The sequence below is a fragment of the Flavobacterium mekongense genome, from assembly GCF_047038255.1.
Classification (GTDB): Bacteria; Bacteroidota; Bacteroidia; order Flavobacteriales; family Flavobacteriaceae; genus Flavobacterium; species Flavobacterium mekongense.
In genome coordinates this window covers 1300634-1315745 of record NZ_CP174374.1, presented here as the reverse complement: position 1 = coordinate 1315745, position 15112 = coordinate 1300634, and the positions used below count along the sequence as shown (strand labels likewise).

Genomic DNA, 15112 nt, shown 5'->3' with positions numbered 1-15112 from the left:
GTTAAAAAATGCCTTCGTCCTGAAAGCTCAAATAACCTTTTTCGGTGATGATAATATGGTCGAGTACTTTAATATCCAATTGTTCTCCGGCAAATTTAAGCTTTTTAGTGATTTCTTTGTCGGCTTCACTCGCCACAAGTTTACCGGAAGGATGATTGTGACTTAAAATAATAGAAGTTGCATTGTTTTCCAGCGCCAATTTAAAAATCAGGCGAACATCTACTACAGTCCCGGTAATACCGCCTTTGGAAAGTTGTGCTTTGTGAATCACCTTGTTGGCATTATTCAAATAAAGGACCCAAAATTCTTCGTGTAACAAATCGCCTATAATGGGTTGCATGATTTCGAAAACGGCTTTGGATGAAGTGATTTTGAAAAAATCGGGAAGCGCTTGCTCTCTGCGCCTTTTCCCCAACTCTAAAGCTGCAGCAATTGTAACCGCTTTGGCTTCTCCAACGCCTTTGAATGTCATGAGCTGATTGAGCGATAATTTGCCCAACGCATTCAAATTGTTGTTAACGCTTTTCAGTATTCGTTTGCTTAGGGAAACTGCGCTTTCATTCCGACTACCGGAGCCGATAAGTATGGCTATTAATTCGGCATCACTTAAAACCGATTTCCCTTTTAGCATCAGTTTTTCGCGTGGCTTATCGTCTTCTGACCAATGTTTTATAGAAAAATTTTGTTCCATGGCACATACTAAAAAGAAAGAAATATCGTTAGTTCTTGAAACCTTAAAAGTATGAAAACATTTTATTTTTCGCTAACTTTACTTACATTTTTAACTTGTAGTCAAAAAGAGATTGAGCAAAATAACGCTGAACCGTTGCTTGAAAACACATTTGAGAACCGCCTTTCCGAAGCGGCGCTTTCCATAATTGATGAGGAAGTAGTTTACACGCCTGATTATGTTGCGATAAAATATCCCAATGGAGATGTTCCGACCAAAACCGGCGTTTGTACCGATGTGGTTATTCGCGCCTACCGCAAGTTGGGTATTGATTTGCAAAAAGAAGTCCATGAAGATTTGAAGGCCAACTTTACCAAATACCCTAATTTGAAAAAATGGGGTTTGAAAAAACCTGACACCAATATCGATCACAGAAGAGTTCCGAATTTAGAAGTTTTTTTCAGTAGAAAAGGGCAAAAATTGGCCGTTACCCAAAATCCGGCAGATTATAAAACCGGAGAAATTGTTACTTGGTTGATTAACGGCAAACTGCCGCATATTGGCATCGTCACGCACAAAAAATCGGCTAATGGTCATCCGATGATAGTACACAATGTGGGCAACGGACAGGTATTAGAGGATTGTTTGTTTAGCTATGAGCTCGTTGGGCATTTTAAATACCGAAAATAGTCTTCAAATTAAAGAATCAGCTTTTTAACTTCATCAAAATTCAATCCACCGTAATTACCGGAACTCATCAATAATAAGGCAGAGTTATTTAAATCGTAGTGGAATAAAAAGTCTTTGAACGCTGTTGGATTCGTGTAGATAATTAAATCATTTCGTTTGAAAGACTGCGCAATTTGATCGTAAGTCACTTCTTCCAATTGTTTGATTTTGACCGCATCGGGCGAATAAAAAACCACGGCCACATCGGCTGCATTTAAAGCGCCTTCGTATTCTTTGAGAAATTCAGCATTCAAACTGCTGTACGTATGTAATTCAAGGCAAGCTACTAACTTTCTGTCGGGATATTGGGCTTTAACTGCTTTGGTAGTAGCCGAAACTTTACTGGGTGAATGCGCGAAATCTTTATAGGCCACTTTTCCTTTTCCTTCGGCTATTTTTTCCAATCGTTTGCTGGCGCCTTTAAAGCTGGCAATGGCTTCATAGAAATCAGCTTCATCCACACCCATGTTTTGGCAAATCCATTTGGCTCCGGCTAAGTTGTTTAGGTTGTGTGCGCCAAAGACTTCGATTGGCATCGGACCTTCAGGCGTGTCTAACAAAGTAACACCGTCTTTCACAGTATAGCTTGGTGTTTGGTAGGGAATTCGACGAATGGTATTGGTAGATTCTTCGGCAACTTTTTTTACCGTAGCATCTTCTTCGTTGTAAACCAAAATCCCTCCTTTGGTGATTTGATTGACAAAAATTTCAAACTGTTCGACATAATTTTCAAAGGTTGGAAACACATTAATATGATCCCAAGCAATGCCGGACAATAAAGCGATATTGGGTTGGTACAAATGAAACTTAGGTCTTCTGTCTATGGGAGACGATAAGTATTCATCGCCCTCTAAAACGATAAAATCATTATCATGTGTAAGATGCACCATGGTGTCAAATCCCTCTAATTGGGCACCAACCATATAATCTACCTCAATATTGTGGTAATGCATCACGTGTAGAATCATTGAAGTAATAGTGGTTTTCCCGTGTGAACCACCTATGACTACTCGGGTTTTATTTTTAGATTGTTCGTATAAAAACTCAGGATAAGAATAAATTTTTAGTCCTAATGCTTGTGCTCTTAACAATTCAGGATTATCGGCTTTGGCATGCATCCCGAGAATAACTGCTTCAATATCGGCTGTAATCCTTTCGGGAAACCAACCCATTTCTGGAGGAAGCAAGCCTTTTTTGTCCAATCGGGATTTGGAAGGTTCAAAAATGGCATCATCACTTCCGGTTACTTGATATCCTTTTTCGTGTAAGGCCAAGGCAAGATTGTGCATGGCTGCACCGCCAATGGCAATAAAATGTGTTCGCATGAGATTAAGGCTTGTTTTTTTCTTTGTATGTTTCTAAAAGCTCTTTGGCTTTTTCGGGTTGTTTCATTTTATTTTTGTACAAATTGGCCAATTTTTGATAGGTTGTTTTGGAACCACCAACTGCTATGGCTTTCAAGTAAAATTTTTCGGCTTCCTTATACCGGTCAAAATACTCGGCTATTCTTCCTTGAGCCAAATAACCATCAACAGGAGATATTTTGAGCAACTCGGCGGCATATTTTTGGGCTTTTTTTTCGCTTCCGCCTACTATACCCGGAAGTTGCAAATAAAGTTCTATCAGCGCCCATCTGGCTTCAATATGATCGGGATCAAGGGCTATGGCTTTTTCAAATGAAGCTTTTACGTCGTCTATCATGCCCAAAGCTTTGAACTTGTTGGATTCTTTCGCCTTCATTCCTAAACAACCACCATACTTGTAATGATAATTAGCCTCTTTAGGTTTTAAAACAATTAATTTGCCATAATAATACATGGCTTTGTCCCAAGATTTATAAATGCCTTCAATATCACCCAGGTATTCCAAAGTTTTGAGATGATTACCGTTTTCCTTTAAATAATTTTCAAAAGCTACTTTAGCTTGGTCGTACTTGGCTTGTTTGAATAACAATTCTGCCTTTTCAAAATCAGTTGAATTATTTGAAAAGAAAAAAGTGAAGATTATTAAAACCAAATAGGATTTCATCGGCAAAAAAATGATTTTCAAATGTAATCATTTTATGAAAAATTTCTTTTTTAATTTTTTCAATAAAGCCCAAAAAAAATCCATGAAGGGCAAAACAAATCGGTGAATAGCACTTTTAATTGCAAACACTTATTTTTCAGGTATTTACAATTTAAAAAGGATTGTAGTCTAAACACTTCTAAAAGAGTATTTAATCGAATTTATAAGTAATTTACCCGAATTTTTTTGTGTCTCATTGCATTGGAAATAGCTTTGTAGCAGAATTAAAATACTAGTCCCCATGAAAGATTTTAATATACAAAAACGCACTACACTAAATTTTCTCTTGCTGACAATCTGTTTATTGATTGGCATGACTGAGGCTTTTTCACAAAGCCAAACCCGAATAGCCGGATTAGGAGAAAACAATGGTTCCGGTAGAATTTGGAACAATCTGGGCAACATCACTGCTGATGATACCAATTACGTAACAGCTGCCTTAACAGGAAGTGAGACTTCAAGATACCTTAGAGCCCGAGATTTTGGTTTTAGTATTCCTACTGGCGCAACTATTACAGGTATTACTGCAACCATCATGAGACAAAGCAGCTCTAATGCCGGCGGCAATAGTGTTGACGATAATGTGGTAAGGTTAATGAAAAATTCAGCCTTAGTAGGAAACAATTATGCTACCGCAACTGACTGGCCTACTACTATGTCAGCCGCCAATTATGGCACAGGAACTACAGACATGTGGGGAACAACTTGGACTGAAGCCGATATCAACAATGCCAATTTCGGATTATTTTTGAGAGTAACTAATGAGTCAACTAATAATAGAACGGCTTCAGTTGATTACATAGAAATTACAGTTTATTATACCAATCCACTACCTACAATAACCAATTTTACACCAAACAATGCTTGTGTTAATTCAGGAAACACTGTAACCATAACAGGAACTAATTTTACAGGAGCAACCAATGTTTCCTTTAACGGAACGGCCGCAACGTTTACAGTAAACAGTAATACACAAATCACAGCAGTCTTACCTAATGGCGCAAGTACAGGAAACATTAGCGTCACTACACCTAACGGAACTGCAAACAGCGCAACAAGTTTCACCGTTAATACCTTACCCACTGTTAACCCGATAACTGGAAACACCATCCTTTGTCCAAACACCTCAACAATATTATCCAGCACAACAACCGGCGGTACTTGGAGTAGTGCAAATCCAAGTGTGGCAACTGTAAATTCAACTGGACAAGTTAGCGCATTGACCGCTGGGTCTTCTGTGATAACCTATACTATAACTGATGGAAACAACTGTTCTAATACTGCCAATACAACAATAACTGTTCAAACAGCACCGGCTTTGAGTGGCCCTAATACTGTTTGCGTCGGCAATGCTATTCAATTAAGCCCTGCCGTGGGTGGTACTTGGATCAGTAACCATCCTCTAATTGCAACTATAGACAATAGCGGAACTGTAACCGGATTAACTTCCGGCAATGCCACTTTTACCTACACTGACGCTACAACCGGTTGTTTTGCAACAACTTCTTTGGTGAGTGTTCAAGAAGCACCTCAAATTACAGCTCAGCCTTCAACTACCCAAACTTTTTGTTCGGGAAACTCGGCAAGCCTTACTGTTACTGCAACCGGAGCAGGATTAAGCTATCAATGGTACAGAGGCAGCACCCCATTAACCAATGGTGGTAATGTCTTCGGAACCAACTCGGCTACACTTACCATCAATCCGATTGGCCTATCTGATGCTTCTACAGACTATTACTGTGTAATTAGTGGTGATTGTTCTCCATCGGTGACTTCTGATTCGGCTTCTCTCATTGTTAATGAAGCCGTATCAATAATAACTCAACCGGCTACTACACAAACCTATTGCACCGGCAGCAATGTTTCTATCTCTACTAGTGCTTCAGGTATAGGATTGACCTATCAATGGTTTAGAGGTTCAAATCCTTTAACTGACGGAGGTTCAATTTCCGGAGCCAACACCAATACCTTAACAATAAATGCTGCATCGGTTAGTGATGGCGGCAATGATTATTACTGCGTTGTTAGTGGTTTAGCGCCTTGCAACTCGATAAACAGTAATTTTTCAGAAGTTATTATTAATGAGAATCCAAGCATTACTAACCAACCCACTGCCAACCAAACAGTTTGCGCAGGAAGTGATGTTACCTTTTCAGTAGCTGCCAGCGGTGGAAGTTTGACTTACCAATGGTACAACGACAATACTCCTTTGACAGATAACATTGCAGTTAGCGGCAGTAACACTGCTACACTAACTATAAGCAATGTTGGTTTAGCAGATGTTTCAACCAAGTACAATTGTCATATAACCAACACTTGTGGCACCATTATATCAGACTATTCGGAGTTGTCCATTAATGAAACACCAAGTATTCTGAACAACAACTTGACCGTTTGTAGTGGAGAAAGTTTTTCTTTTTTGCCTGTTAACGGAGTGCCCTCTTCTTTAAATATTGTACCTTCAGGGACTACTTACTCTTGGACTGCTCCGGTAGTAACAGGGGGCATGACCGGAGGAACAGCACAAAGTGGTCAAACTGTAATTAGTGATGTGTTAGTAAACAACACTAATGCAATCCAAACAGCCACTTACACCATTACTCCGATAGTGGGAACCTGTCCGGGTAACACATTTGAATTGGTTATCAATGTAAATCCGGAACCTTATATTAATAACGCTATACAATACGTTTGTAGTGGAGATACTATAAACTTCATCCCAACCAACGGCAATGGCAATATAGTTCCTATTGGATCAACCTTCTCGTGGGGATTACCTTCAACTTCAGGAGGCATAACGGGTGCCAATGCACAGAATAATGCACCCTCATTTAATCAAACTTTAATAAACACTACTAATGGAGTCCAAACCGCAACCTACAACATTGCTGTTAACTATGGAACGTGTATTGGCAATACCTTTACCGTAACTTTCTTTATCAATCCGAAACCAATTGTATCTGCTGCTCCAATCACTCAAACCATTTGCTCGGGAGAAGATATTACCGATGTAACACTTTCTACAGTTTTTGTAGTATCTGAAGAAGTGGAATTCCATTGGACACGCGACAACACTACAAATGTTACCGGAATTTCATCTAATGATGATGAAGATACGATTTCAGGTTCTTTAACCAATATAACCAATACACCACAAACTACAACATTTACTGTTATAGCTACTACCGAGGAAGGTTGTAATTCTGACCCCTATTTGGTTACTGTTTTGGTTAACCCAACAGTTGCTGTATCAGCTTCACCCAATAACCAAACGGTTTGCTCAGGAAGCGCAATCAATCCTATTGTAATTAGTAATCCTAACAATGTTAGCGGGGTAACTTATTCTTGGTCGAGAAGCAACACTATGAATCTAACCGGAATTCCGATTAATGGTGTAGGTAATACCATTTCAGGATTAATTACTAATAACACTAATACGGTACAAACAACTACCATAAGCATAATTGCTTCTGCTAATGGTTGTCAAACTGTCGTATCTAATATTACCATCACTGTTAATCCTAAACCAACAGTTGTAGGATCTCCTGCTTCTCAAACCTTATGTGGTGGGAACACAATTAACCCTATAGTTTTGAGCAGTGCCTCCGGAATCTCGGGTACTACTTATAGTTGGACAAGAGACAACGTTGTGAATGTTACCGGCATCAGCGGATCAGGAACAGGCGCTTCAATTTCGGGTGTTTTAAACAACAGCACCTCCGGCAACCAAACTGTTACATTTACTTTAACCGCTACAGCTAACGGATGTTCTTCAGACAATACAACAACAGAGGTAATAGTGCTACCAAGACCACTTTTAACAGCAACTCCGAGCACTCAAACTATCTGTAACAATAGTGCTATAAGTTCAATTACCTTGAGTAGTGCCAATAATTTATCGGGAACTACTTTTACTTGGACCAGAAACAATACTACAAATTTGACCGGGATACCGAGTTCGGGCACCGGTAACTCTATTACAGGCACATTAGTAAACAATACCACTGTTAGTCAAACAACAACCTTTACTATAACTGTTACTGCCGGAAATGGTTGCTCCAATACTATTACTGCTTCGGTTACTGTTTATGCACCTCTTACTGCTCCTGTAATTGGTAATTCTCAAACTGCTTGCATATTATCTACACCAGCCGCTTTATCTGTTACAACGGCGCCGAATGGAGGCTCCGGTGTCTATACCTATCAGTGGCAAAGCAGTTCTGACAACATTACTTTTACCAATATTACCGGTGCTAACAGTAGCACTTACCAACCTCCTTTCCTTAATTTTGGATCAGATGACATATTTTACAGATTAGTTATAAATAATAGTTGTGGAAGCATAACCAGCAATGTTGTTTTTGTAGAAGTAGTTAGTAACGTAGGCTTTACCTTTGACATCACAAATGCACCAACAACGGCAGTTTGTCCTTCAACATCATTTACACCACAGATATCATCGGTTCACCTGTCTACCTCTGCTGTTCGATTTAATTGGACTGCTGATGCAAACTTTATATCACCTGGTACAGGAGGACCTGTTGGGACTACCGGTGCAGCATTCTTGTTTTTTAGAACTTCAACGGGTAACATTGGTCCATTGACCACTCAAAATAATACGAACGCCACAGTAACCACACAAATTACTATTACGCCTAGTGTTTATAATTTCCCGGGGCCTCCATCCGGTGCCTTTTTATGCAGTACCTCGCCTCAAATTTTAAATGTAACTATCAGACCAAGGCCTGTAGCTACTGCCAATGCATTGGAAAGTACTATTTGTAACGGAAGTGGTGCCAACATTCAGGTTACTGGAAATATTACCGATGCCAACATGACTTTCTCGTGGACTCGCAACAACACGACCAATGTTTCAGGCACTAGTTCCGGAAACTCAGGGAATATAGCCCCTGGTGGAATTTTCACAATTGCCAATGCACTGACCAATAATACAACTACTGTTCAAAATGTAACATTTACCATTACACCTTCTTCAAATGGCTGTAACGGAAGTCCGGTGACTGTAATCATTAGTATTGCACCAACAGTTACTTCCGGAACTATAGCTACTAATCAAACTATTTGTTCCGGTGGAGACCCGGTAGCTTTTACTCAAACTGTCGCCGCAACAGGATTAAATCTGACTTACCAATGGCAAATCAGCACAGATAATGTTACTTTCACTAACATAGCGGGAGCCACAACGGTAACTTATGATGCGACAACATTAACCCAAACAACTTGGTTCAGAAGAATTACGATTTCAACTGTAAACGGAAAAGAATGTTACGCAACTTCTAACACCATTCAGGTAAACGTTAACAACATTAACCCGGGATCAATATCCGGAAATCAAACCATATGCTCAGGGGGAGACCCGTTAGCTTTTACAGAAATTAATGCAATAGGCGGCGGGACTATCTCCTATCAATGGCAAAGTAATACTACAGGATGTAGTGGAAGTTGGACCAATATAGCAGGAGCTACCTCGGCCATTTATGATGCTCCGTCAGGGCTAAGTGTTACAACTTATTACCGCAGAATGGCCTCCTCATTACTTAATAGTGTTGCTTGTTCCGATTTCAGCAACTGTATTGTTGTCACCGTGAATGAAGTAACGGGGGGAGTGATTGCGGACAATCAAACATTGTGTGGCAATAATCCATCAGCCTTTACAGTAGTTGCGCCTTCTACAGGTTCCGGAACCCTAACATACCAATGGCAGAGAAATACAACCGGTTGTTCGGGACCGTGGACAAACATATCCGGGGCCACATCAGCAACGTATGATGCTCCTTCAGGGTTATTAACAACTACTTACTACCAACGAGTAACTTTTTCTACTTTGAATGGCGTTCAGTGTTCTGCTGTGAGCAATTGTGTTACCGTTACGGTAAACCCGGTAACAGCAGGTGCCATTGGAGGAAACAGAACAGTTTGTTATGGTGGAGATCCAAATGCCTTTACTGAAATAACAGCCGCTACCGGAAGTAATCTGACATACCAATGGCAGATGAGCCTGGTTGGTGGTGCCGGTCCATGGGTAGATATTGCAGGTGCCACTAATCCTGCTTATGATGAAACAGGGCCAATTTACCAAACTACTTATTACAGAAGAGTGGTTACTGCTACAATTAACACAACAAGTTGTACAGCAAATTCTAATTTTATTACGGTTTTTGTAAATAATATTACACCACCGGTAATTGACGGTAACCAAAGCGTATGTGACAGTTCAGACAGTCCAACCGGCTTTACTGTTTCTGTCCCAGCTACCGGAACCGGAACTTTAACTTACCAATGGCAAAGAAGCACTGTAGGTTGTTCCGGACCATGGACCAATATTTCGGGCGCTATAAGTGCAACTTACACACCAACACCTGTAACACAAACTACCTATTATCAGGTAAGGGTTACTTCTACCTTGAATGGCGTTCAGTGTATAGCATTTAGCAATTGCACAGAAATAACCTCATATGCTAAAACATGGAATGGAAGTATCAGTACCGATTGGAATAATCCTCTTAACTGGACACCAAGTGGTGTACCAAGTGCAGCCCATTGTGTTGTGATTCCTAATGTGACTAACGACCCTATCATTTCGGGTATTAACTATGAGGCATTCGCTTCCAGTATCAGTTTACTATCTAATGCCAAATTGGATATTAATGCTACCAATACCTTAATCGTTACCAATTATGTAAGCGTATATCATTCGGCAACATTTAACATCAAAAACGGGGCTAGTTTGGTACAGATTAATGATAATGCTGTTAATACCGGAAACATCAAATACACCAGAACTTCCAGACCAATGACCCGTTTTGCCTATGTTTATTGGGGATCACCGGTAGCCGGCAATGTGTTTTCACAAATCCCAACACAATTTGATTATAAATACAGATGGCAATCGGGTGCTTTGAACGGAAGCTGGGTACCCCTAACGACTACTGCTCCGGGTGAAGGATTCATCACAAGAGTTAGAAATGCAGCACCATTCAACACAGGTACAGGAACAGTCGATTTTAATTTCAACGGAATTCCTAATAACGGTGTGATTAATGTAACTGTAGATAGCTACGATTCGACTTCTATGGTAACGGGAAATACTACTTTATTATCAAATCCGTATCCAAGCCCAATTGATGCCACTGCATTCTTAACACATCCTGACAATAATGAATTGGGCGGTACCTTATTCTTTTGGACCTCTGTAACATTCTATGCAGGAGCCGGACCTTATAATTTCCAAGATTACGCCAGTTGGAATTTAACCGGTTCAACCGGAACAACACCGGCCAGTGATCCTTCAAACAACTCATTATTACCGAGCGGAAAAATTTCATCGGGACAGGGATTCTTTGCGCAGGTTTTTGCCGATGGCCAAATTAGATTTGACAATAGTATGAGAATCTCCGGAAGTAATGCACAGTTCTTTAGAAATGCCAATAGTACCTTGTCTGAAAAACACAGAATTTGGGTGAACTTATCTAACGGTCAAAATAAATTCCGACAAACATTGATTGGATATGTCGCCGGCGCGAGCAATGGTTTAGACCGATTGTATGATGGTAACACCTTTACCTCTAATGAAATCAACATCTATTCGCTGGTAAATGATTCTAAATTAGTGATACAAGGTAAAGCCCTTCCTTTTGACCAAAATGATGTAGTTCCTTTAGGGTACTCGGTAACTACTGCTGGAGATTACAACATTGCCATTGACCATATGGATGGCGTATTCGAAAACAATCAAAATGTGTATTTAAAAGATAAGCTATTGAATGTAATTCATGACATTAAAGCAAATCCTTATTCCTTTAATACTTCATCCGGAACCTTTGACAACCGTTTTGAAATTGTATATAATGCCAATGCTCTTGGAACCGGAGATTTGGAAGGTAATAATGCGACAGCTTATGTAAAAGACAATCAATTGCACATCGAATCAATAGTAAATATCAAAGAAATTGTGATCTATGAACTGTCGGGCAAAAAATTAAATACTGTTGTCAACGATGAATTAGACGCAGCACTTTCAACAACATTCAACTATCCCAATGGAGTATATGTTATTAAAGTAACTTTAGAAAACGATTTGATTGTTCCGATAAAAGTGGCTAAATAAAAAAGTCCTTTAGTTGGATATCATTAATCCAAAAAAGTTTATGCATAAAAAAACGTCCTGATTACTCAGGACGTTTTTATTTTGATAAGAGAAGTGAATTACTTCACCAAAGTCATTTCATCAACTATGTGTTTGGCTCCTGAGAAATTCTCAATTACCCATAACACGTAACGAATATCAACGTTAATGGTTCTTTGTAATTTGCTGTCGAAGATCACGTCTCCGGCCATTGCTTCGATGTTTCCGTCGAAAGCCAAACCGATTAATTCGCCTTTACCGTTTAGTACCGGTGAACCTGAATTTCCTCCTGTAATATCATTATCAGTTAAGAAGTTAACGTGTAACGAACCGTCTTTATCGGCATAACGTCCGTAATCTTTGTTTTTGTTCATTTCTAAAACCTTCAAAGGCAAGTCGAATTCCTGATCCCCTTTTTTGTATTTCTTAACCTGACCATCCAAAGTGGTGTAGTTGTTTACTTTAGCATCATTTCGTTTATCTGCCGGTAAAGCACGAACTTTTCCGTAAGTTAAACGCAAAGTAGAGTTAGCATCAGGATATTTGATAGTCCCGATTTTTGACTCTCTCAAGCCTTCAACCAACAAACGGAAAGAAGCGCTGAAATCATTTTGAGCCTTAGCAATTTCGTCAGATTTTGAGCTGAAATGTGTCAACATATCGTTTGACAACACATACAACGGATCGTTATCTAAAACGCCTTGACTCGGGATTACCAAGAATGCTTTAATGCGGTCTAACGAAGTGAAGATACTCATATCGAAGGCAGCATTCACGTACTTGGTGAAATCGTTTCCGTTTTCGTCCCCAATCTTTTTCACGGCCGGTGCAATAGCATAACCGGTTGACTTGGTGGCGTATAATTTTAATTGCGCTGCTAAAATGTCTTTCTCTGCCGGAATATGTAATTCTTTGTACATTTCTGTAGCCATTTCTTCAATAGCAGGCGCCATTTGAGCACGTTTGGCAGCATCTGCTTTTACATAAGCGTCCAATTGTCTTCCTAAAGTTCTTCCGATAGTTCCGAAAGAAGTGGTTCTGAACAATTGTTGCATGTAGTTATCGTGTCTTGACTTCTCATTAGTCAAAGCATAAAACTTATTGATGTTAGCAATAACATTACCATACTTAGCTTTATTAGCCGGCTTATTGGCCCAAGCGTTAAACTTAGCTTCTTGTGCTGCTTTAGTTTTAGCCGTGCCGAATTTAGTCAAAGCATCAATCATCCCTTGACGGTTTTTCCAATAGTTAGCCGTTGAAGCATATTTTGAAGCATAAACCAAGTTTAATGCATCGCTTTGATCCATGTATTTCTTCATGTTATCCATACCGGTTTTGGCACCTTCTACCCAAGCCGGATAAGCAAACTTCACGTTTTGCTCAATTCCGCCTGCCGGCATCCAACGGTTGGTTCTTCCCGGATAGCCTAAAATCATGGCAAAATCGTTTTCTTTTACACCATTAATGTTTACCGGCAAATAGTGTTTAGGCTGTAAAGGCACATTGTTTTCTGAATACTCGGCCGGATTTCCATCTTTGTCAGCATATACGCGGAACATAGAGAAATCGGCGGTGTGACGTGGCCATTCCCAGTTATCAGTATCACCACCAAATTTTCCTAAACTTTCCGGTGGTGTTCCCACCAAACGTACATCTTTGTAATCTTGGTAAACGAAGTAGTAAAACTCATTCCCTTGGAAAAAAGAACGAACAGAAACGGTATATTTTCCGCCGCCGTTGTTTTCTTTTTCAATAGCCGCAATCTCAGCATTGATGGCTTTTTCTCTGTCGGCTTCCGACATTGAAGGGTTTACTTTAGCCAAAATACGCTTGGTACAATCGTCCATTCTCACGAAAAAACGAACAAACAAGCTTGATGGCTTCATTTCTTGTTTACGGTCTTTGGCCCAAAAACCATCTTTTAAATAGTTTTTTTCTGCCGATGATAATTCAGCTATAGCATCATATCCACAGTGGTGGTTGGTTAATACCAAACCGTCTTTGGAAATAATCTCTGCTGTACAACCTCCGTTAAACTGAACGATGGCATCTTTCAAGCTGTGATTATTGATGCTGTAAATTTCTTCGGCTGTCAACTGCAAGCCCATTTTTTGCATGTCTCTGTGATTCAAACGCTCGATGAACATCAAAAACCACATTCCCTCGTCGGCTTTTACACTTGTAGGAACAAGCATAATGGCGGCAATTAAGGATAAAATAATTTTCTTCATTGTTATTATATGTTTTAATAGTTTGTGTGTTAGTAACCTACAAGACAAAAGTACTTCATGCAAGCAAGCTAAAAACGATTGCGAATATACTTTTTTTTAAGGAGTAAGGATAAAAACTCTTTAGAAAACTATAACGATTGAGTTAATTTTAACTTTATTTTTAGAAAATAAAAAAGCTACCTTTTCAGATAGCTTGTTTAATATTAGCATTGGTTTTAAATACCGTGACTGTTTTCAGGTTCTTCCGTATCCACATTCAACATTTCCCAAAGCTTGTCTTTCAACTCGGTTAATCCTTGATGGGCCACTGAAGAAATAAACAAATAAGGCAAGCCTTTGAATTCTTTGTCCAGTTGCTGTTTGAGTTCTGCTTTCAGTTCATCATCGAGCATATCGCATTTCGAAATGACTAATAAACGGTCTTTGTCGAGCATTTCAGGATTGTAACGACGCAATTCATCCAATAAAATTTCGTATTCTTTTTTGATATCATCCGCATCGGCCGGTACCAAAAACAACAAAGTGGAATTTCTTTCAATATGGCGAAGGAAGTAATGTCCCAACCCCTTCCCTTCGGCGGCACCTTCAATAATTCCGGGGATATCCGCCATAACAAACGACTGGAAATCGCGGTACGCTACAATGCCTAAGTTAGGTTTTAGTGTGGTAAACGGATAATCTGCAATCTTAGGTTTGGCTGAAGTTAAGACCGAAAGTAAAGTCGATTTTCCGGCATTGGGAAACCCTACTAAACCTACATCGGCCAACACTTTCAACTCTAAAATCACATCCATTTCTTCCGGCGGCATTCCCGGTTGTGCGTATCTCGGCGTTTGGTTGGTGGCACTTCTGAAATGCCAGTTCCCTAATCCGCCTTTTCCGCCTTTGACTAAGATTCTTTCCTCACCATGTTCAGTAATTTCGAATAAAATCTCTTCGGTTTCCTTATCGCGAACTACAGTTCCCAGTGGTACTTCAATAATTTTATCTTCGCCGTCGTGACCGGTACTGCGAGAACTTCCGCCATCGCCACCGTGACCGGCTTTAATATGACGCGCGAATTTTAGGTGAAATAAAGTCCACAATCCTTTATTCCCCTTTAATATTACATGGCCACCTCTTCCACCGTCACCGCCATCGGGTCCGCCTTTTTCAATAAATTTCTCTCTATGTAAATGCGAAGATCCTTTACCTCCTTTACCGGAAGAAACATAAATCTTTACGTAGTCTACAAAGTTTCCTTCTGTCATTTTATTCAGTATTCATTGT

At 39.7% G+C, this 15112-nt stretch carries 7 protein-coding genes; 2 read left to right on the top strand and 5 right to left on the bottom strand.

What is annotated here, in order from left to right; all coding sequences use genetic code 11:
* Window position 1 precedes the first annotated feature (1 nt).
* Entirely contained in the window at window positions 2-691 is a 690-nt protein-coding gene (gene radC, locus ACJG85_RS05515; RefSeq protein WP_412465105.1) for a RadC family protein, read from the bottom strand.
* A gap of 51 nt (window positions 692-742) precedes the next feature.
* Here radC and ACJG85_RS05510 point away from each other — a divergent pair, with 51 nt between their 5' ends.
* Window positions 743-1360 carry a DUF1287 domain-containing protein gene (locus ACJG85_RS05510; RefSeq protein ID WP_412465104.1) on the top strand — a complete coding sequence of 206 codons (618 nt, stop codon included), beginning with the start codon at window positions 743-745 and terminating at the stop codon, window positions 1358-1360.
* Between the two features lie 8 nt (window positions 1361-1368).
* On the opposite strand, the gene ACJG85_RS05505 is transcribed toward ACJG85_RS05510, so the two are convergent.
* Together ACJG85_RS05505 and ACJG85_RS05500 are read right to left on the bottom strand one after the other, a co-directional pair.
* Window positions 1369-2724, bottom strand: a complete 1356-nt coding sequence (locus ACJG85_RS05505; protein ID WP_412477114.1) for a UDP-N-acetylmuramate--L-alanine ligase — start codon at window positions 2722-2724, stop codon at window positions 1369-1371.
* Window positions 2725-2728: 4 nt separating this feature from the next.
* Window positions 2729-3448 carry a tetratricopeptide repeat protein gene (locus ACJG85_RS05500; RefSeq protein ID WP_409680204.1) on the bottom strand — a complete coding sequence of 240 codons (720 nt, stop codon included), beginning with the start codon at window positions 3446-3448 and terminating at the stop codon, window positions 2729-2731.
* A gap of 259 nt (window positions 3449-3707) precedes the next feature.
* Here ACJG85_RS05500 and ACJG85_RS05495 point away from each other — a divergent pair, with 259 nt between their 5' ends.
* Entirely contained in the window at window positions 3708-11594 is a 7887-nt protein-coding gene (locus tag ACJG85_RS05495) for a PKD-like domain-containing protein (RefSeq protein WP_412477113.1), read from the top strand.
* Between the two features lie 98 nt (window positions 11595-11692).
* On the opposite strand, the gene ACJG85_RS05490 is transcribed toward ACJG85_RS05495, so the two are convergent.
* Both ACJG85_RS05490 and obgE read right to left on the bottom strand, forming a co-directional pair.
* Window positions 11693-13843, bottom strand: coding sequence for a S46 family peptidase (locus ACJG85_RS05490; protein WP_409680209.1), 2151 nt, complete (start codon window positions 13841-13843; stop codon window positions 11693-11695).
* A gap of 215 nt (window positions 13844-14058) precedes the next feature.
* Window positions 14059-15093: a GTPase ObgE gene (gene obgE, locus ACJG85_RS05485; RefSeq protein WP_412465101.1), complete on the bottom strand. Its 1035-nt coding sequence runs from the start codon at window positions 15091-15093 to the stop codon at window positions 14059-14061.
* Window positions 15094-15112 lie beyond the last annotated feature (19 nt).